The following is a 19,844-nucleotide window of genomic DNA, read 5'->3' on the forward strand; positions in this document are numbered from 1 at the left end:
TGGTCCCCACAAATTAGGACATCAGCGGATAGCAGGCGCGGATCCGGTCGATCCACCAACGCCGACGTTCCGGCGCCGCGGCCAGCGCGGCCAGCCGAGCCGGGTCGGGTACGACCGGTGCGACGGGCAGGAACCCGTCGACCGGTTCGACGGACTCGGCGATGTCGTCGACGAAAAGGCCGCCGGTTCCGAGGCCGCAGGCGTACGGGAGTTCGGGCAGCGCGGCCGCCGCGAGCAGTCCGCGGCCGATGCCGACCGCGGAATCGAGCGCGCTGGACACCACGATCGGGATATCGATCTGACCGGCGATCTCCAGCATCCTGGCCACGCCGCCCAGCGGCGCGACCTTGAGTACCGCGACATCCGCGGCCTTGGAACGCACCACCCGCAGCGGGTCGTCGGCCTTGCGGATGCTCTCGTCGGCCGCGATCAGCACGTCGACACGGCGGCGCAGCGCCGCCAACTCGGGCACCGTTGCGCACGGCTGCTCGATGTACTCGATCGGACCGTCGGCGGTCAGCGCGGCGGCTGCCTCGGCTGCCTCGTCGACGCTCCAGCCACCGTTGGCGTCCACGCGCACCCTCGGAACCAGTGCGCGTACGGCGTTGACGCGTGCCACGTCGTCGGCCAGGGTCTGCCCGGGCTCGGCCACCTTGACCTTCGCGGTGCGCGCGCCGGAAAACCGGGCCAGCACCTCGGGCACCTGCGCGGCGACGACGGCGGGCACGGTGGCGTTGATGGGGATGCGGTCGCGCCGGACGTCGGGGGGCACCCGGTATGCCGCCTCGACGGCCGACGCCAGCCAAAACACGGCTTCTGGCGGCTCGTATTCGGGAAATGCCCCGAACTCGCCCCAGCCCACCGGGCCCTCGATGAGCACGACCTCCCGAACGGTGATGCCGCGGAACCGAACTCGCATCGGCAGCGAGACGACATGCAATCCGTCGAGAACCTCGTCCAGCTGCGGCACGCAGACCATACTGCCCCGCTCCGGCCCATCGATCCCGGCTTTACAGTGGTGACATGCCCACCCCTGACACACCGCGCCCCGGCCAGGAGTCGGTGTGGGATTACCCACGGCCGCCGCGGCTGGAGGAGTTCCACGGTTCGATCACCGTCGAACTCGGTGGCATCGTCATCGCATCGACAACGGCGGCGTGGCGCGTGCTCGAGACCAGCCATCCCCCGACCTATTACCTGCCTGCCAGCAGCTTCATCGATGGCAGTCTGCGTGCGGCGGCCGGCTCCTCATGGTGCGAATGGAAGGGGCAGGCGAGTTATTTCGATCTCGTCAGCCCGCGCCGGGTGGCGTCACGGGCGGCATGGACCTACGTTTCACCGACCCGCGGATTCACCGCGATCGCCGGCGCGCTCGCCGTCATGCCTGCACTGGTCGACCGGTGCACTGTCAACGGTGAACAGGTCATTCCACAGCCGGGGGGCTTCTATGGCGGGTGGATCACGAGTTGGGTCGCGGGCCCCTTCAAAGGAGTGCCGGGCTCGACGGGCTGGTGACCTTAGTCGTCATGCATCGGTCACTTTTGGCCCACGTTTAGATCGGCCCCCTCTGGATATAGTTAAGAAACTTAATGATGTCACGAGGAGCAGATCTTGAAGGCAGGAACTCTCGCAGGAACAGCCGTGGCGACCGCCGCGACCGCCGTCATCGGTGGGCTGGCCAGCCGGCCGGCGCAGTCGCCGTGGTACGCGAACCTGAAGAAGCCGCCGTATCAACCTCCGCGCCAAGCCTTTCCAATCGTCTGGCCCGTCTTGTACGCCGACATCGCAGTGGTGTCGGCCGCAACGATCGACGAACTGGAGGAACGCGGACTACGAGACGAGCGGCGGACGTATATTGCCGCGCTGGTGACGAACCTGATCCTGAACGGGAGTTGGTCCTGGTTGTTCTTCAATCGCCGCTGGCTTGGCACATCGGCGATCGCGGCCGGGATTCTGTCCATCAGCAGCGCCGACCTGACCAGGCGCTCCATCGCCGTCCGCGGTGGGAAGGCAGCCCCGATGGCCGCCTACGCAGCGTGGACATCGTTCGCCACCGCGCTGTCGACCCACATCTGGGCGCTGAACAGGCGGCGTTGATGAGACTGATCGACATACCGGGCCAGGTTGCCGAATCGATCTTGTCGATCGTCGGCATCCGCGTCGGCACCGAAGAGCCCCACTATCTGGCGACCAAACTGACCGACGGCGTAGAAATCCGGCGGTACGGCCCGCGGATCGCCGCCGAAACGGCGGTGGCGGCCGACGACGAACGCGCCCGCAACATCGGCTTCCGCCGACTGGCGGGTTATATCTTCGGCGGCAACCATCGCGGCGAGACGATCTCGATGACGGCGCCTGTCAGCCAGCAGCGCGGTGACACGATTGCCATGACGGCTCCGGTCGCGCAGGCCCGAAACACTGAGGGCGAGTCGATGATCCGGTTCTTCATGCCGGCGAAGTGGACGATGGAGACACTGCCGACGCCCGATGACGAGCACGTCCAGTTGGTCCAGGTCCCCGCCGAGACCTACGCGGTCCTGCGCTTCACCGGTGACCGCAGCCCGGCGGCCATCGATGCTCGAACCACTGAACTGCGGAAGGTTCTGCGCGACAACGCCGTCAATACTGTCGGCGAGCCGGTCGCGTGGTTCTTCGATCCGCCGTGGACGCTGCCGTTCCGGCGGCGCAACGAAATCGCCATCCCGGTTGCGCCACCGACCTAGACCGTCGAGCGGACGCCGCCTTACGAGTACTGCTTGCGCAGATCTTTCTTGAGGATCTTTCCGGTCGGATTCCGCGGCAACTCGTCCTTGAAATCGACGGACTTCGGGCACTTGTACGCGGCCAACCGCTCTCTGGCGAAGGTGATCAACTCGTCTTCGGTGGCCTCACCCTCAAGTTGGACAACGGCTTTGACGACCTCACCCCACTTGTCGTCGGGGATACCGATGATCGCGACATCGGAGACCGCGGGATGCTCGGCGAGTACCCGCTCCACCTCGATCGAGTAGATGTTCTCTCCGCCGGAGATGATCATGTCCTTGAGTCGGTCCTCGACGAAGATGTAGCCGCCGTCGTCGACGCGCCCGATGTCACCGGTGCGGAACCAGCCGTCCTCGGTGATCGACTCCTGCGTTGCCTCCGGCTTGTTGTGATAGCCCTTCATCAACTGTGGTGAGCGGAACCACAATTCACCCTGGTCACCTTCCGGCACGTCTTTGAGGGTGTCGGGATCGACCACCCGCACCTCCGCATTGGGAACCAGCGTGCCCGCACTCGATAGCCGCTCCTCCTTGCCCGGGTCACGGTGCGCCTCGGGAAGCAGGTGGCTGATGACGCCGCACACTTCGGTCAGCCCGTAGGCCTGCATGAAATCGGTGTTCGGCCATGCTTCCAGCGCGCGACGCAGCAATGGAAGCGGCATCGGCGAAGCGCCATAGGCGAACGTCTTCAGCGATCCGAACAGCTTGACCGCATCCTCACCGGAGTCGAGCACCTTGGCCAGCACCGCGGGCACCAGGAATGTCCTGTTGGCACCCTTGAAGATTGCGCCGGCCAGGGACGCGCCGTCGACCTCGCGGGTCATCACGCTGGGGACGCCGTCGTGGATTCCGAATTGCACATAGGACGAGCCGCCGACATGGAACAGCGGCATCGACACCATGTTCTTGTCGCCTTCGTCGAACTCGAACCCCTCGTGCGCATTCACCGTGTGCGCAATGATGTTCGCCTGAGTCAGCTGCACGCCCTTCGGTTTGCCAGTCGTGCCTGACGAATACATGATGATCGCGACATCGTCGGGCTCGACATCGTCCTGACGATCGACGGGCGTAGCCGCGGCGAGCATCGCCTCGTACTCGTCGCCGTCGCCGCCCTCCGGCGTCACCTCGATGACGTGCTCGACGTGGGTGAGCTTGTCGCGGATCTTGTCAACGTTGGGCCGCAGTTCCTTGCCCACGATCAGCAACTTGGCGCCCGAATCGTTGAGCACGTAGTCGAGCTCGTCGGCGGCCAGCCGGAAGTTGATGATCGCGTTGGCCGCGCCCAGCGACGCGGCGGCCAGTGTCAGCTCCACACAGGCGGGATGGTTTTTGTCGAGGAACGCCACCACATCCCCACGCTTGACGCCACGCTCCTTCAACGCACCCGCCAGCCGTCGCACGCGGTCATTCCACTCCGCCCACGTCCAGGATCGGTCGAGGTAATCGAACGCCTCGGCGTCGGGCCGTGTTTCGGCCCAATGAGCGGTGCGTTCGTCGAGGAAGCGGGGTTCAGCCAGGTCAGACATGCTCTGAGCCTGCCACGGACACCGCCGGCGATACCCGTGTTTCGGCCAATCCGGCCGCGTCAGCGTCCGTAGACCTGCCTGCCCGCCAGGTAGGTGGCACGCACTTCGAGGTCGGCGATCTGCTCGGGCGGCACTGTTCGCGGGTCCGCCGAGAGCACCACCATGTCCGCGTACTTACCCACTTCCAGCGAGCCGATCACGTCGTCGGAGTGCAGCTGCCACGCCGCGTCGATGGTTTGCGCCCGGATCGCCTGCTCAACGGTGATCCGTTGCTCCGGGCCGATCACCCGGCCGCTCGGTGCAGTGCGCGTGACGGCGACGCTGATGTTGCGCAGCGGCTCCTCGGGTGTGACGGGCGGATCGTTGTGCAAAGAGATGCGCATTCCCGTCGCCACCGCCGAACCGCACGGCATCCAACGGTTTCCGCGCTCAGGTCCGAACAGGCCGTCGACGACGATGTCGCCCCAATAGTGGATCTGGTCGACGAACAGGCTGCAGGTGACGCCGAGATCGTGAGCGCGCTGCAGTTGGTCGTCGCGAATCGCACCGACGTGCTCGAGGCGTAGCCGATGGTCGTCGCGCGGGTGCTCGCGCAGGGCATCCTCGTAGACGTCGAGGATGGTGTCGGCACCCGCGTCGCCCTGGACGTGGCAGGCCATCTGCCAGCCCTTCGGAAAGTAGGCGCCGACGATCTCGGTCAGCTGCTCACGGGTGTAGTTCGCGCAGCCGCACGATCCCTTCGGGATGCCGACGCTGCGGGTGGCCGCGGTGTCGAGGTACGGGAACGACAGGTCGATGTTGCCTATCCACGGCGAGCCGTCGACCCAGATCTTGATGCCCGCCTGCCGGACCATGTCGTCGCCGTTGTCAGGTACCTGGTCGGTGGTCATCGCGGCGGTGGACATTTCGTAGACGCGAAGCCGCACCGTGAGGTCGTCACGCATCTGTTCGATCACCGGGCGGAATGCCGGGTCGAACGCCATCTCCGAACACGTCGTCAGCCCGGCGCGGTTCAGCCGGGCCAGTTCGGCGTGCAGCATCGCCGGGTAGTCGGCGGGCTGGATCGCACCCTGCAGCAGCGGAAACACCGCCTGGATCTCCTCGGCGCTCCCGTCGAGCGAGCCGTCCGCGTTCCGTCCGTACTTGGCGCCCTTCGGGTCCGGTGTGTCACTTGTCAGCCCGACGCGGGCGGCCGCCGCGGAGTTGAAGTACGCCTTGTGCCCGGAGTTGTGAATGATCACCAGCGAGTATTCGGGGGCGATGCCGTCGAGCCAGGCGAGCGTCGGGTCGGGCAGTCCTTGCTGCAGCAGCGCGTCCCACCCGTTGAGGTAGGCGCCCTCGGCCCCGCGCTTGGCGACTTCGCCGTTGACCGCCGCGACCACGTCGTCGGCGTTCGGCAGCGTGACGGGGCGAATGTCGACCATCCGGTCCGACAGCACGATGGCCTCCATCAGCGGGTGCCCATGCGCCTCGACCAGTCCGGGCATGACACATGCGTCGCCGAGGTCCTCGGTGTGCGTGTCCGGGCCGATCCAGGCTGCGACCTCAGCCCTGTCGCCGACCGCGACAATGCGGCCACCGGACACGGCTACCGATTCGGCAGTGGGTTGTGCGTCGTCGACGGTAAGAACGGTCGCGTTAATCACCAAGTCTGCGAAGGGCATCCGCAAAGTATGACCCGCCCGGTCGCGGCCGTGGCGCTATTCGGCTAGGCGCCACCGAACTCGGGACGCAGTACGGAGCGCAGCGCGGCCAGCGGGATGTGCGCCTGCACGGTGCCGCCGTCCATCGCCCACTGCATGCGGCCGATCGTGTAGTCCAACGGGGTGTCATGACCGACCGGATAGTCGGGCATGTAGAGAATCAACTCATCGGATGTCAACGCCCAGGCCCGGTAACCGCCGGAGTACACCTTATCCGGGGTCCAGCGGTCCGGGGTGAACGGATAGGTGCCAGGCTGGTGCGGCGGCGGTGCGGCATCGAGGGCCGCCACGATGAACGGCGCACCCAACCGCGGGATCTCAGCCCCGTGGTCGACTCCCGGCTTGAACAGGTCGGCCAACTTCACCTGTCGGCCGCCCGCGAAGGTGAAAGTGCGGTAGGCGTCGCTGATGATGGGCGCGTTCGGGTGTGCGAGGGCGTCGGTACCGACGGTGCCCGAGTACATCTCGTGGAAGACGACCGTCGTCGCGTCCCCGTGCTGGAAGATCTGGAATTGCTCCTCGCCGAAGCTGTCTTGAGCCATCGTTCGCGCCGCGTTGCGCCAGTTGTTCATCAGGTTGGTCAGGTAGTCCCGGATGGTGGGGTTTTCCACCAGATCACCGGGCAACGCCATCTTGATGTTGCGAACCGCCTTGCGCTCCGACTCCACCGACGTGCTGCAGGACTGCCCGTCCCATTGACCGCCCAGCTCACCGCAGAGGGCCGGCGCTGACGCCGACGCGGCCGGTGCCACGCAGACCGCCGCCCCGATGGCCACGACTGCGGCGACGCAGCGTGCGATCACGGCAGCTCGACTTTGCTTGCCCGCCAACGACCGTCGACGTGCTCCATCGTCATCTTGATCCTGCTGCGGTCGACCCGGGGGTCGGGCACGCTGGTGTTGGATACCGCCTGGTCCACGAACAGCAGCACGACGACCTTGTCCTTGGACGCGGACTGCACCGCCGAATCCAGGACGACACCGTGCGCCGTCGCCTTGTTGTCGATGAGCAATTGCCGCAGCTGCACGCTCGACTGCGAATACATGTCCTTGAACTCACCGGTCGACCCGTCCAAGACCTGGGCGAAGTTCTCGTCGACCTTGTTGGAGTCGATACTGGTCAAGATCTGTGCGTACGCGACGGCTGCTTGTTGCGCCTGTTGACTCGCCTGCTCGATCTGCTTGTCCTGCCAGAGCTGCCAGCCGAGATAGCCCGACGTGGCAAGCGCGGCAATGAATATCACCACGACAGCACCGATTCGCAGGCGTCGCCCCCACCGGTGATCGGTTGCGGGCTCGCTGTCGTCGCCGGCCTCGGTGTCGGCCTCGGCGTCGTCAGCGGCGGTGTCGTCAGCCGCCTCGGCCGCTTCAGACGGCTCCAGCTCGTCGGCGGTGTCGGCGTCATCTTCATCGGTTGTCACAGACAAGGTCATCTCCTTTGATCACTCAACGCGGTGGCTCGATGGGCAGGACGGGGCCACCGTAGGGCGTGGGAATTGTGAAGCGGCCCTTCGGCGTCGGGTCGGTTTGACGGCCGAGGTCGGCACCCGGCGGTGGGCCTGCGGTGTCGTCGTCGGCGGGCCGCGGTGCGTTCTTGGCTCCGCGAATCAGTACACCCGGATGGTCGTCGCGGCAGTAGGTGTACATGAACGGCTCGGGAAAGTCGGCCGAAGACGGTGGCTGACGCGGCGTTCCGTAGTCACAGAAGTACATCGGGTAGGGGTCCGCGGTTGCCCACAGTCCGTTGTCGTGCAGCGTGCTGGTGATCGCGTCCAGCACCGATGTGCGGTACGTCGGGAACAGCGCATTCAGCGCGGGGACACGAAGGTAGAGCAGTCGCGATGTGGTGGTCAGATTCCCGAGCAGCTGCACCATGGTGTCGGAGTTGTCGACGAACGAGGCATCGACGTCGGACAGTGTGTCCGGCGCCTCGTTGGTGAGACGGCGGTAACCCTCACGCATTCTGTTGATCCCGACAAAGCTCTCGCTGAGATTGTCTGCGGCGATGCCGATTCCGGCATTCTTGTCTGAGACGAGGGTGAATACGGTACGGCTGTTGCGCAGCACGCTGGTGGTCTCCGGCAACACCGAGTCCAGTGTGGACAGCAGGAAGGTGCCGCCGTTGACGATGTCGGCGAGCTTGCGCGGACCGTCCTTGCTCAGGCTCAGTTCGCGTTTGATGAGCTCGATCTGGGCCGTGTCGACCTGCGCCAGCGCGCCGTCGGCATTGGCGAGCAATTCCGCCAGGCTGACCGGGACGGTGGCCCTGCCCCGACTGACCACAGCGCCGTCCCTCAGGTAGGGCCCGTCGCTCGACTGCGCCGCGAAATCGATGTACTGCTCACCCGCGGGCGAAAGTCCCGACACCCGTACGTCGCTGGACTCCGGGATGGGCACCGCCGAGTTGACGTCGACGACCGCGTTGACCCCCGACGGCGTGATGTCGAGTCGGTCCACCCGCCCGATCCGCACGCCGCGCAGCGTGACGTCCTGGTTCGGCAGCAGCCCTGCCGAATCCGGCAGTTCGATGGTCACGCGATAGGTCGATGTCAGCGGATTCACCTGCAGCGCAACGAGGGACAAGTATGCGACGGCCACGACCAGCGTGAAAAGCAGCGCGCCGGCTGACAGCCACGCCTTTCGGCGGTAGCCGAAGCGCACCGCGGCGACGAAGTGATTGGCGACGGTGGCGATCATGGCGTCCTCGGCGGGACTGCAGGGACGGAGGCCGGCGGCGGCTGCAGACCGGCTGGCGGCGCTCCCGGTGGCAGCACGCCAGGCGGTGCCGGCGGCGCGATCATCACCTCTCCGGGAACGTCCGGATTGGGGATCACGGGCACCTGCGGGACACCTGGCCCCTTGCCGACGACCCGCTCCTGCAGCCGGTAGAGCGTGTACTGGAACGTTCCGACCAACTGGTGCCAGTTGTACCGTTTGGGGCCGTGCAGCCCCGGATCACCGGCGAACCCGATGTCGGGTATAGAGCCGAGGATCAGTCGGTCGATGCTGCCGTTGACCGCGAGCGCAGTACCGGTGGTCGACTTCACGAACGGAGGCATCAGCCGATTCAGCGAATGCAGCGTGGCGTCGGGTGTGAGCACGACGTCGTTCCATGCCCGCGCGATCTCGTTCGCGTCGGCGATCACGCTCCGGCCGCTGGCGTCGGTGCCCGCGATCGACGGGAACTTGCGCAGTTGCTCGGAGACGTCACCGATCTGCACGACGAGGTCGGCGATCTGGCTCGTATGGACGGCCAGAGTGTCGGTGGCGGGACGAGCCTGGACCAGCACATCGGCGAGGCTCTGGTTCTTCGCCTCGATGGTGTCGACCAGTCGCGACGTCTCGGTCATCGCGTCGGCGATCTGGTCCGACCGCGAATTGAGCCTGCCGAGCGTGTTGTTCGTCTTGCGGATCAGCGTGCCGAACGCTTCGCCCTGATCACCGGTCGCCTTGCCGAGGCCGTTGACGATACTGGTGAAGTTGCGCACCGCGCCGCCGTTTACCAGGATCGCGGCCGAGCTGAGCACCGACTCGACCGTCGCGGCGGCGGTCGTCGAATCCAGTTCGATGGTGTCGCCGTCCTTCAACAGCGGCGCACCGGGTTCGGCCGGGCTCGGCGGCTTGACCGCGACGAACACGTCACCGAGCGGCGTTGCCGACCGCAGTTCGGCGGTGCTGCCCCTGGGCAGCCGCACCCCGTCCATGATGCGCAACGTCGTCACAGCGGTGTAATTGCGAGCGACCATCGATTCGAGTTGCCCGACGTCGGCGCCCGCGAGTTTCACCTTCGCATTGGCGGGCAGATTGAGCGCATTGGAGAACACCGCGGTCAGCGTGTAACCGCCGGAGCCGACGCCGGGCGCGGGCAGTGGCAGGCTGGCCAATCCTTCTGACGCACAACTGGTTACGGCCAGGCAAACGGCTGCGGCCAGCGCGGTGAATCGACGGGCGAACATCACTTCTGTCCCATCGCGGCCAGACCGTCGAGCATGGAGGTCAGTCCGTAGTCCGGTCCGAAGTCCTGCAATGTCCCCGTGCTGCACCCGAGCTGGCGCAGACCCATCATGTTGCAGACTTCCTTCATCGTCTGGCTGTCGAACAGCACCCGGTCGGTGAGCACCTTGGCCCGGATGGCGCCGTTGCGTTGGTCGATGATGTTGTAGATGTTGTCCAGCGTCATCGGCGCCAGATCGAGGAACTCCTTGAGATCGCGCTCATGGTCGACGGTCGTGCGCGACACCGTGTTGGCGTTGGCGACGATGCCCTTGATGGCCTCGCGGTTGGCCTCGAGAACCTCGCCTGTCTGGACGAGCACCTCGTTCAGCTTCTTGCCGGTGGTCCCGCTTCCGAGGTCCTCGTCGGCGATGACCTGGCTGAGCACATTGACGTTCGACCCGAACTCGCGAAGCGTCGCATCATTGGCGGCGGCGGCGTCGAGCAGCGAACTGACGTTGCGGATGATGGTCGTCAACTGGTCGCGCGTCACCGCGCCGCCGTCGGCGCTCAGCCGCACGGCTTCCGACAGTTCACCGAGGGAATCCTTCATCTGCTGACCATTGCCGCCGGCGATGGCGGCGCTGGCGTTGACGAGGTCGGCGACCGGGCCGTTGCCGTGACCGTCACCGCGAAGCGAAACCGACAGCTTGTCGAGAACATCTAGCACTCGGGCGAATTCGACCGGGTCTTGGTTCGATTCAGTCCGATGGTGTCGCCGTTCTGCAGTGCCGGGCCGCCGCTGTAGGGCGGCGTCAACTCGATTTGGCGGTCGGTGAGGATCGAGTTCGAGATCGTCACCGCCCGGGCATCGGCAGGCACCTTGACATCCTTGTCCACCGTGAACTCGACCTCGACATACCCGCCCTTGGGAGTGATCTTGGTGACCTTGCCCACCGGCATGCCGAGCACCGCGACGGTGTTGTCCTCGTAAAGCCCTGCCGCATTGTCGAACTGGGCGGTGACCGTGACCGTATCCAGTCGATCCGTGGCGAAGGTCCACACCAACGCGGCCCCCACCACCACCGATACGAGTACGACGGCACCGAGGACGAGCGCTCTCGTTCTCATTTGCAGTCCTGGAAGTACGGAATCATGTTGAACTGCTCGGCGCGCTCGCTGATGGCACACATCCACGAGTCGACGAGCAGGCCGTTGGGCGCGTTGAATCCGACCGCGTTGCCACTACCGGTGGCGTTGGTGAGATTTCGCAGTGTGACGGGGCCGGCTTGCAGGGTGCTGCGCAACAGGTCGTCGTGCTGGCCGAGCATGCCGGACAGTTCACGGATGTCCTGCAGCAAAGCCTCGAGTTGCGGACGGTCGTCGATCACGATACCGCCGAGCGTTCCGACCAGGTTGGTGAGCGCGGCCATCATCGCGTGGAAGGTGTCACGCCGGGCGACGAACTCGCCCACCAGCGAATTGCCCTGCCGGACCAGAGTTCCGATGGTGGACTGCTGACGGCGCAGCGTATTCGTAACAGTCTCAGTGGTTTTCAGCAGGGAGCCCAACTGGTCGCGTCGTTGGGCGATGATCTCCGACAACGTCTTGGTGTTGGCCAACGCCTGCGGAATGACCGGTGGGAGTGTTTGCATCTGCTTGCCGAGGACACCGAGTGTTTCGGCGAACTGATCCGAGTCAACCTGCTCGTAGGTGGTCGTCACGTCGGACAACGCCTCCTGCAGATCATATGGAACCTCGGTGTGTTCGAGGTCAAAGGTGTTGTCCGGCAACGACCCCTCCCCTGCCGGCTGCAACGACAGGTAGCGGGAGCCGAGGATGGTGGTGATCTTGATGGACGCGCGCGATTGCGTGCCGAGCGGGATGTCGTCGCGGACTTTGAGCCCCGCTTCGACGTGGTCGCCCGCCAACTCCATGCTGGTCACTTCCCCGACCGGAATGCCCGCGATGGTGATCGGATTGCCCACCTGCAGCGCCGCCGCTTGCAGGAACTGCGCGGTGTAGTGGCGATACCCCACATTGGCGACCTTGACGAGCAGCAGCGATCCGATCAGCACCGTGACCACCGCGACGGCGATGACGCCGAGCCAGGTCTTGTTGCGATCCTCCAGCGGGATCCGTCGCCGCTTCGGTGATGGGTCAGCCATTGGCCATGTTCCTACACTTCGGCGAGTATTGGGTGCCCGGTCCTGGTGAAGCGGCATCGACGATGATCGGAATCAGGTCGTTGAGCCCGGGGAAGAAGCCTTGGATGTTGAGGTCGCAGGCGTAGGCGTTGGCATATGGACCGTCGCTGGTGATGCGTGCGAATCCCTTGAGCAGCAGCGGCAGGTTCGCACCGGTGAACGCCAGCTGTGGCTCGAGGCCGACCATGTGCGACGCGAATCCCGGCTCTCGGGTGACGAGCTCGTTCAACGGCGGGTACACCTCGTCGGAGATCGTGGACAGCTGTCGCACCACCTTCGCGATCGCACTCGTGGACGCGACCAGCTCGGGGCGCCGGGCGTCGAAAGTGGATACCACCGTTTGGGTTTCGGTGAGCACATGGTCGAGATCGTCGTTGTGTTTGGCGAGGTTCGCGACGACTGTATTCAGATCGGTGATGACGGCGCCCAGTTCCTCGTCGCGACCGGCGAATGATTCCGTCAGCTGCGATGTCTGGTCGACGAGGGCGGTGATCGACCCGGTGTCGCCCTGCAGCGACTGCAGGACTCCTTTGGTCAGGTTGTCGGCGTCGCGCGGATTGAGCAGACTGAACAGGGGTTCATAACCGTTGAGCAGGGTGCCGACATCGAAGGATGGATCGGTGCGTTCGACGGGGATGACGCTGTGCGGCGGTAGCGGTCCAGGCTCACCGATGTTGCCCAGCGACAGCCCGAGGTAGCGCTGGCCGACGATGTTCTGGTAGGTGACCGACGCCACGGTGGTCCCCAGTACCTGCTGGTCCGACTGCACCACGAAGGACACCTTCGCTTTATCGCCTTGCAGTTCAATGCTTTCGACACGGCCGACGCGAACACCGGCCATGCGGACGTCGTCGCCTTCGCGCAGGCCGAACACATCGGTGAACACAGCGGCGTAGGGGACCGTCTCACCGGCGACATCGCGGCGCAGCGTGGCATAGACCAGCCAGGTCAACGCCACGGCCACCACCATGAACAGCGACAGACCGATCAGTGCGCCGCGGTATCTCATCCCGCCTCCTGCACAACAGAGACCGTCGTCCCGCGAGCGAGCGGGCCGAGCAGTAGTTGGGTGGCGCTCGTCGCCGGTTGTCCGGTGAGGAGGCTGAATTGGGCCCGCTCCCCTGGGCTGCCCACCGGGCCGACGTTTCCGCCGTACGACGCGGGCGCGGCCTCAGCCGGTAGCGGCCGCGGAGCGGGAGCAGACGGCGGTGCGGGCGCCGCCGGTGCGCCGCCGGTCGCATCTCTTGTGTTCGGGGCCGTCGGATCCGACCATGGTTTCGGCGCCACCGGTGCCGGTGGCGACAGCGGTACCGGCGGTGGCGGGGTTGGCACCAGTGCCGGGTTGGATGTTCCGGGCACCGGTGGCGAAGGCGGCATCCACGACGGCAGTGGCGGATTGGGATCGGCCAGGCTCGGATTGGGGTTGATCAAAGGCGGTCCAACGGCGACGAGGTTGCCGTTCTCACCCACGATCGTGCCGGGTGGCGGCGCCAGGTCTTTCGGCGGCTGATAGTTCTGCGGTAACAGGACGTCGGGCAGTTCGGGTCTGGTCGGAACCAGCGGTGCGGTGAAACAGCTCGGTCCCTTCAGCTCTCCGTACTGCGGGCAATCCGCGCGGGTGTAGGTGTAGCTGGGCGTGAAGGTCAGGTTGACCCGCATGTTGCCGATATCACGATCGGGCATCCACACGTGCTCGAAGAACCTGTCCGCCAACGTGTTCAGCTTCACGAATGCCGGGACGAAGTTGTGCGACGTCTGCGCCAGCACACCGATCACGGGCGTCATCTCTCCGGTGATCTTGACGAGCCGATCCGTGTGGTTGTTCAACGCGGTGTTCGTCGTGCCCATGGTGTGCACGCCACCGGAGATGAGCGCGTCGAGCTGCGAGCGCTGTTCGACAAGGGTCTGCATCGGCTCTATCGCCTGGTGCAGTGAGTCGATGAGCTCAGGTGCCGTCGCCTGCAGCCCATGGGTCGCATCGATGAGCGCGGAGACCGTCGTCGCACCGGGTTCGGTGGCGACGATCGAGTCGAGCTGGTCGATCAAACGGTTCAAATGTGCACCGGAGGCCAGCAGTTCGGCCCGCTTGCCCTCGGTCGCGGCGTTCACTGCGGCGAGGATGCCCACCGTCTTGTCCTCACGACCGCGCCCGGTCGCCGCCAGCAGGTCGCGCAGCTTGCTGATGGTGGTTTGGAACAGGACCGTCGGCAGCTCGGTGTCCTCCGGGATGTGGGCCCCGGCTCGTATCGGTGGCCCCGTCCCTTGGTCGACGAGCTGCACCGAGGACACCGCAAACACGTTGCTCGGCACTACGCGCGCCGTCACTCCGGCCGGAATCGATTGTGCGTATTCGGGTTTGAGGTCGATGTGGACGAAGTTCGGCCTACCGTCGGCGGCCGGTGTGACGCTGTCCACCATGCCGACGAGCACACCATGGTACTTGACGTCGGACCGTTGCGGCAGGCCGTCGCCGACGTTGACGAGGTCGGCCACCACCCGGACATAGGGGTCGAGCCGACCCGTCGACTTGACCAACAACGTCGCGGTCGCAAGGGCGGCGACCACGAAAAGCGCCACGCCGCAACCGAGCAGCTGGCGGTTCGACGGTCCACGTCCGTCCGGGTCAAGCGAATTCGACAATTCCCCTATCCCCCAAACCTTGCGCCGGCGTCGACAGACCACAGCGCCATCGTCAGCAGCATGTTGACCATGATCACGACGGTGATGCTGGCCCTCATCGCATGTCCGGCGGCGACTCCCACGCCTTCCGGACCGCCGGAGGCGTAGAAGCCGTAGTAGCACTGCACGGTCGATGCGATCCACACGAAGATGATGGTCTTGATGAGCGAATAGACGATGTCTTGACCGGACAGCATCAGCGAGAAGTAGTGCAGATACGAGCCTGTCGAGCCGCCGCTGATGACGTACACGACGACTTGGGTGGTCAGGTAGCTCACCGCGAGGCAGGCGACGTACAGCGGGACGACGGCGACCACCGACGCCATCAGCCGCGTGGTCACCAGATACGGAATGGGGCGAATGGCAAGCGAATCCAGAGCGTCGATCTCTTCGGCGATGCGCATCGAGCCCAGCTGGGCGGTGAACCGGCAACCGGCCTGGGTGGCGAATGCCAGCGAAGCGGCGATCGGGGCGAGCTCACGGGTGTTGACCAGGGAGGAGATGATTCCCGTCGCCGGTCCCAGTCCCAGCAGGTCGAGGAAGTTGTAACCCTCGATCCCGACGAGGGCCCCGACGGTGACGCCCAACACGATCGCCACGCCGGCGGTGCCGCCGCCGACCACCAGAGATCCGTTGCCCCAAGCGATATCGGATAGGAGGCGGACGAATTCGCTGCGGTAGTGACGCAGCGCGATGGGCACACCCGTCAACGCCCTGACGAAGAACACCAGCATGTGCCCCAGCCGCATCAGCGGCGTGCTGATCCGGCGGTACGCGCGGATCACCGGGACGAAGGCCTTGGGCCGGTAGGGGGCTACGGCCATGTCACAGCCCCACTCTCGGGAACATCATGATGTACAGCTGACTGATGACGACGTTGACGACCATCAGGATCAGGATCGATTCGACGACCGCCGCGTTCACCGAGTTGGCGACACCGGTCGGACCACCGACCGTGGACATGCCCTTCTGACACGACACCACCGCGACGATGGCGCCGAAGATCACCGCCTTCAACAACGCGACGATCAGATCGCCGGTGGTCGCGAACGAGGCGAAGGTGGCCACGAAGCTGCCGGGTGCGCCGTTCTGGAAGTAGACGTTGAACAGGTAGCTCGCGAGGAAGCCGACGAAGCAGACGACGCCGGTGAGCGCGACACCGACCATGATGGCAGCGGCGAAACGCGGCACCACCAGACGCCGGATCACCGAGACTCCCATGACTTCCATCGCGTCGGTCTCCTCACGCATCTTGCGCGAGCCGAGGTCCGCGGTGATCGCGGATCCGACGGCGGCGGCCATCAGTATCGCGGCCGTCAGCGATGCGGCCTGTCGGATCACGGCCAGCCCGCTCGCGGCACCGGCGAGCGAGGTAGCACCCACCTGGCCGGCCAACAGCGCGAACTGAATCGACAAGGTGACGCCGATGGGTAGGGCCACCAGGACCGTCGGCAGGACGGCGGTGCCGGCCATGAAGGCTCCCTGGCGGATGAACTCCTGCCACTGGAAGCGACCGGTGAAGAGGTCGACGACCAAGTACTGAACGGTGCGGACGGCAAGAACGAACTGATCGCCAACGGTGGTCAGCGAGGCCAAGGGGTGGCGACGGACGTATCCCGCGCTCCAGTTCTGGATGGCTTCGAGGCCGTCGTCGGCGTCGCCGGCTCTTGCCCGGTCTGCAGGTGGTGCGGTCACCAGCCTTGAACCCCTTGCGTCAAGACGATCAGCCGCCCACTTGCTTGTGCCGAGTCAACGTCAACCCTCACGTTCGGACACCAACCCGGCAATCCCGCGTCGGCCTTTCTTGGCAACCTCGCTACCGCCCGACACGCTATGGCTGGCGACCCTTCAACGTCAAGGTTTTCATGAATGGTCATTAACATAATTGAGTTGCTGCGAAGTTTCTACCACGATGTTCACACCGTCTGACTAGTTCAAGACCGACCTTACGACCAGTCGCCGATGCTCTGCGGCGCTTTCAATACTTTTAGGTACGGTTACGCTCGTTTACTTCTTGCAGCCGTCAGCCACCGAATCCCGATAGGCGACCACATGCTGACACGAGCGGTGACTCGCGTTCAATTCGCGTTTCGGGCGGCATCACCGACGGCCGTGCGGCGGGGTCGGCCACGGACGCAGATAACTCAGGGCCATGGTGGTGAGCTCGTCGATGAACTCGTCGCGACCGATCGGCGGCTGGTCGAGGACGAACCGCACGCACAGGTGCTCGACCATGCGCACCAGCATCCACGCGGCCGTGTCATGCGAGCCGACGGGCCGAAGCTGTTTCTGATTGATCGTCAGATACGCCTTGGTGAGGTCGCCGATGCGCTCTTCGAACGCGACGAGCTTGCTTCCGGCGCCGAGGCGCGGTGTCTGCTCCATGACCGCCCGCAGAAATTCGGGGTGTACGTCCAGGGCGTCCAGCAGTGCGGCGATGGAATCGCGCACATAGTCCGGCGCCGGCCGGCTGAGCCGTTCTGACACCCTCGCCGCGACCCGGGCGGACAACTGATCGCTGTACCGGTCGATCACCGCAGCCGCGATGGCGTCCTTGTTGGGAAAGTACTGATACAGCGAGCCCGGACTGATCCCCGCGGCCGCGGCGATGCGGTTGGTCGAGGCTCCGTCATACCCGTGGGCGATCAACATCTGCTCACCGGCATCGAGGATGCGATCGACCATCAGCCGGGATCGCTCCTGGCGTGGCGTCCGGCGCAGCGCGGGATCGACCTTCGCCATCAGAAGGCGAATTGAATGCGAGTCATTGCTCGTGTGAACATCGGGTCATGGTCGCACAGCAAGCCCAGCCCTTGCATCCCGGTCGATTCATGGAGGCACCCCGCCGCAATCGTCGTCTCGGGCGTCCGCTGCAGGTACTCACCAGAACGGCGCGGCCGGATCCTGAACTGATCGACCTGATCGGCCAGCGACTGCTCGAGCGCGACGAACTCGGTGCGGCGCTGGTCGCCGCGATGCGCAGCGACAGTCACGGCGACCGGGTGTCGATGGGTCAGTTCAAGGCAGCGCTCGAGCACGGCGTCGACGCCGTACCCGACTGCCCCGGCGCGTTAGGCGAGTTCTTCTCCGCAGTCGAGCGTGTACCCGCCTGGGTGGACTGGGATCTGATGAACGAGGGTGCGGCAGCCTACCGACGGCTGGGCACCAATGCCGCCGACGTCATGCTGCAGTTATCGCTGATCGGAGGCTACCGATTCGGCGGTCCCACTGATCTGCTGGTGGAGACCGGAGGTCTGACCGGGCGCACCACGGTCCGCCGCCTGGCCGAGACGCAGAAGTGGGCGGTCGCCGTATCTCAGCATGACTCCATGCGTCGCGACGGCGAGGGCTTCAAGCTCACCGTCCACGTCCGATTGATGCACGCGCTGGTGAATCACCAGTTCGAAACGAACGGCCGCTGGGACATCGACCGGTGGGGCCTGCCGATCAACCAGACCGACCAGGCCGCAACGCTGGGACTGTTCAACGGCGCCCTACTGCTGGGCATCCGCCTGCTCGGGGTGCGGGTGAGCAAATCCGAGTCGGCGGCGATCATGCACCTGTGGCGCTACGTCGGCTGGTTGATGGGGGTCGACGATGACTGGTTGTGCGAGACAGAGGCCCAACAGCACCGGCTGAATTACCACCTTCTCATCACGCAATCGACCGTCAGCGCGGCCGGACCCCCACTGGCGAATGCGATCGTCGAAGCGCAGCGGCATCTGCATTACCCGAACTTGCCCGGCCTCCGTGGCAGCTACAGTCGCGCCCGACTACTGAGCATGCTGCGGTACTTCCTGCGTGCCGAGGGAATGCGCGACCTCGAACTACCGCGGGCGATTCCCTGGGCGGTCATCCCGATCGTGGCGAAGAACTGCGTTCGCTACCAACTTCTCGCACGGACTCGGGTGGGCAGGGGCTACCTCGAGCGATGGGGCAAGCGCTCGAGCGACGCGCTGCTGGCGAAATACTTCGGGGAGCAGAAGCATGCCGTCGGTGAACTCGCCGTCTGACGTGTCGAAGCCTGACGAATCCGGGCCACCCGCGCTGGGACCGCAATCGCTGTTGTGGCGCTGGGCCGGCGATATGCGCATCGCTTTCGAAGGTGGCACCGCGGGACTGCTACAGACCATGCACCCCGCCATCGGGCAGGGACTGATCGACCACTCCGACTTCTTCGACGATCCGGTCGACCGAGTCTTTCGTTCGCTCCCGGGAATCCTGGGAACGATCTACAACGGCGAACTGGCCGAGGCGACCGGCGTGCAGGTTCGCGACTTCCACCGCGACATCAAGGGCTCGCTACCCGACGGAGATCGCTATCACGCGTTGCAACCGGAGACTTTCTGGTGGGCACACGCCACATTCCAGCGGATGGTCGATCGTCTTGCGCTGCACTGGGATCGTCACCGCTTGACCGCCGAACAGAGTGAGCAGCTTTATGCCGAGGGCTGCGAGTGGTATCGCCGCTACGGCGTCACCGGCAGCGTCGTGCCACCGGACCGGGCGGCCTTCGAGCGCGAGGTCGAGCGCTACTGCGCCGAGGTCCTCGTGCCCAACCCCGCGTCGACCTATCTGATCGAATTCATCAACCGCCGCTCGATACCGGACATGAGCGCGTCGCCGGACTATCCCTCTCATCCGCGACTGCGACCACTGACCAACGCGTTGCTGCCCACCCTGCCGGTGCGGATGGCGCTGGCGCCGCCCATGCGGCTGGTCATCTTCGGCGGACTGCCCGCCTCCGTGCGCGAGCGGTTCGACATCTCGTGGAGCCGCGGCGACGAACGCCGATATCGCGCCATCCGTGCCGGCATCCGCGCCGGATGGCCCTACGTCCCGGCGTCCCTCAAGTGGTACCCCGCCGCCCGCAAGGGTTGGATCCGCGAACGAGGACGCGTACCCGGCCGGTTCTGAGCCCAAAGCACCAGTTCAGAAGTGTTGCCGAAATTCGATGAGTTTTTTTCGTTGTCCGTGTCGATTTCAGTGGGTTGCCGTTCGACGTATGCACGAGGGCACGATGGAACGAGCCCCT

General features: G+C 65.3%; 18 protein-coding genes and 1 pseudogene. 5 read left to right on the forward strand and 14 right to left on the reverse strand.

The features are described 5' to 3' along the window. Nucleotides 1–13: 13 nt before the first annotated feature. Nucleotides 14–979, reverse strand: coding sequence for an o-succinylbenzoate synthase (locus tag BST47_RS23375; RefSeq protein ID WP_083128044.1), 966 nt, complete (start codon nucleotides 977–979; stop codon nucleotides 14–16). A gap of 44 nt (nucleotides 980–1,023) precedes the next feature. Between BST47_RS23375 and BST47_RS23380 the strand changes: the two genes are divergently transcribed. The 3 genes from BST47_RS23380 to BST47_RS23390 all read left to right on the forward strand — a co-directional run bounded on the left by BST47_RS23380 (nucleotide 1,024) and on the right by BST47_RS23390 (nucleotide 2,723). After that, nucleotides 1,024–1,515: a DUF427 domain-containing protein gene (locus tag BST47_RS23380; RefSeq protein WP_083128045.1), complete on the forward strand. Its 492-nt coding sequence runs from the start codon at nucleotides 1,024–1,026 to the stop codon at nucleotides 1,513–1,515. 96 nt (nucleotides 1,516–1,611) lie between these two features. Further along, complete coding sequence (locus BST47_RS23385; protein WP_083128046.1) at nucleotides 1,612–2,097, forward strand: TspO/MBR family protein; 486 nt, start codon at nucleotides 1,612–1,614, stop codon at nucleotides 2,095–2,097. Continuing rightward, nucleotides 2,097–2,723 carry an SOUL family heme-binding protein gene (locus BST47_RS23390; protein WP_083128047.1) on the forward strand — a complete coding sequence of 209 codons (627 nt, stop codon included), beginning with the start codon at nucleotides 2,097–2,099 and terminating at the stop codon, nucleotides 2,721–2,723. The genes BST47_RS23385 and BST47_RS23390 overlap by 1 nt, the downstream gene beginning before the upstream one ends. Nucleotides 2,724–2,743: 20 nt before the next feature. Here BST47_RS23390 and BST47_RS23395 read toward each other — a convergent pair whose 3' ends face one another. The 13 genes and pseudogenes from BST47_RS23395 to BST47_RS23455 form a co-directional block, all read right to left on the reverse strand. Next, nucleotides 2,744–4,288 carry a long-chain-fatty-acid--CoA ligase gene (locus BST47_RS23395; RefSeq protein ID WP_083128048.1) on the reverse strand — a complete coding sequence of 515 codons (1,545 nt, stop codon included), beginning with the start codon at nucleotides 4,286–4,288 and terminating at the stop codon, nucleotides 2,744–2,746. 59 nt (nucleotides 4,289–4,347) lie between these two features. Next, nucleotides 4,348–5,952 (reverse strand): amidohydrolase, encoded by a 1,605-nt coding sequence (locus BST47_RS23400; RefSeq protein ID WP_083128049.1) that lies wholly within the window; start codon nucleotides 5,950–5,952, stop codon nucleotides 4,348–4,350. A 44-nt stretch (nucleotides 5,953–5,996) separates the two neighbouring features. Then, nucleotides 5,997–6,791 (reverse strand): mannan-binding protein, encoded by a 795-nt coding sequence (locus BST47_RS23405; protein ID WP_420094063.1) that lies wholly within the window; start codon nucleotides 6,789–6,791, stop codon nucleotides 5,997–5,999. Then, nucleotides 6,791–7,423: an Rv1363c family protein gene (locus tag BST47_RS23410; RefSeq protein ID WP_083128051.1), complete on the reverse strand. Its 633-nt coding sequence runs from the start codon at nucleotides 7,421–7,423 to the stop codon at nucleotides 6,791–6,793. The genes BST47_RS23405 and BST47_RS23410 overlap by 1 nt, the downstream gene beginning before the upstream one ends. 13 nt (nucleotides 7,424–7,436) lie before the next feature. Further along, the gene (locus BST47_RS23415; RefSeq protein WP_083128052.1) at nucleotides 7,437–8,687 is read right to left on the reverse strand and encodes an MlaD family protein; all 1,251 of its coding nucleotides are present in this window, start codon (nucleotides 8,685–8,687) and stop codon (nucleotides 7,437–7,439) included. After that, a complete protein-coding gene (locus BST47_RS23420) occupies nucleotides 8,684–9,946 on the reverse strand; it encodes an MCE family protein (protein WP_083128053.1) in 1,263 nt (420 codons plus the stop codon). Before BST47_RS23420 ends, BST47_RS23415 begins: the two co-directional genes overlap by 4 nt. Beyond that, nucleotides 9,946–11,054: pseudogene (locus BST47_RS23425) on the reverse strand (MCE family protein). The gene BST47_RS23420 and the pseudogene BST47_RS23425 overlap by 1 nt, the downstream one beginning before the upstream one ends. After that, entirely contained in the window at nucleotides 11,051–12,091 is a 1,041-nt protein-coding gene (locus BST47_RS23430; RefSeq protein ID WP_083128054.1) for an MlaD family protein, read from the reverse strand. Before BST47_RS23430 ends, BST47_RS23425 begins: the two are co-directional and overlap by 4 nt. Next, complete coding sequence (locus tag BST47_RS23435; RefSeq protein WP_083128055.1) at nucleotides 12,084–13,139, reverse strand: MCE family protein; 1,056 nt, start codon at nucleotides 13,137–13,139, stop codon at nucleotides 12,084–12,086. Before BST47_RS23435 ends, BST47_RS23430 begins: the two co-directional genes overlap by 8 nt. Continuing rightward, the gene (locus tag BST47_RS23440) at nucleotides 13,136–14,770 is read right to left on the reverse strand and encodes an MlaD family protein (RefSeq protein WP_083128056.1); all 1,635 of its coding nucleotides are present in this window, start codon (nucleotides 14,768–14,770) and stop codon (nucleotides 13,136–13,138) included. Before BST47_RS23440 ends, BST47_RS23435 begins: the two co-directional genes overlap by 4 nt. Nucleotides 14,771–14,775: 5 nt before the next feature. Then, entirely contained in the window at nucleotides 14,776–15,633 is an 858-nt protein-coding gene (locus BST47_RS23445; RefSeq protein ID WP_083128057.1) for an MlaE family ABC transporter permease, read from the reverse strand. Between the two features lies 1 nt (nucleotide 15,634). Beyond that, the gene (locus BST47_RS23450) at nucleotides 15,635–16,444 is read right to left on the reverse strand and encodes an MlaE family ABC transporter permease (RefSeq protein WP_420094064.1); all 810 of its coding nucleotides are present in this window, start codon (nucleotides 16,442–16,444) and stop codon (nucleotides 15,635–15,637) included. 465 nt (nucleotides 16,445–16,909) lie between these two features. Further along, on the reverse strand, nucleotides 16,910–17,551 hold the full coding sequence (locus BST47_RS23455) for a TetR/AcrR family transcriptional regulator (RefSeq protein ID WP_234809840.1): 642 nt from the start codon (nucleotides 17,549–17,551) through the stop codon (nucleotides 16,910–16,912). Between the two features lie 47 nt (nucleotides 17,552–17,598). Here BST47_RS23455 and BST47_RS23460 point away from each other — a divergent pair, with 47 nt between their 5' ends. Next, complete coding sequence (locus BST47_RS23460; RefSeq protein ID WP_083128059.1) at nucleotides 17,599–18,822, forward strand: oxygenase MpaB family protein; 1,224 nt, start codon at nucleotides 17,599–17,601, stop codon at nucleotides 18,820–18,822. Next, nucleotides 18,797–19,726 (forward strand): oxygenase MpaB family protein, encoded by a 930-nt coding sequence (locus tag BST47_RS23465; RefSeq protein WP_083128102.1) that lies wholly within the window; start codon nucleotides 18,797–18,799, stop codon nucleotides 19,724–19,726. The genes BST47_RS23460 and BST47_RS23465 overlap by 26 nt, the downstream gene beginning before the upstream one ends. The last annotated feature ends 118 nt before the right edge of the window (nucleotides 19,727–19,844 follow it).

This window comes from Mycolicibacterium tusciae, assembly GCF_002086795.1.
GTDB lineage: Bacteria > Actinomycetota > Actinomycetes > Mycobacteriales > Mycobacteriaceae > Mycobacterium > Mycobacterium tusciae.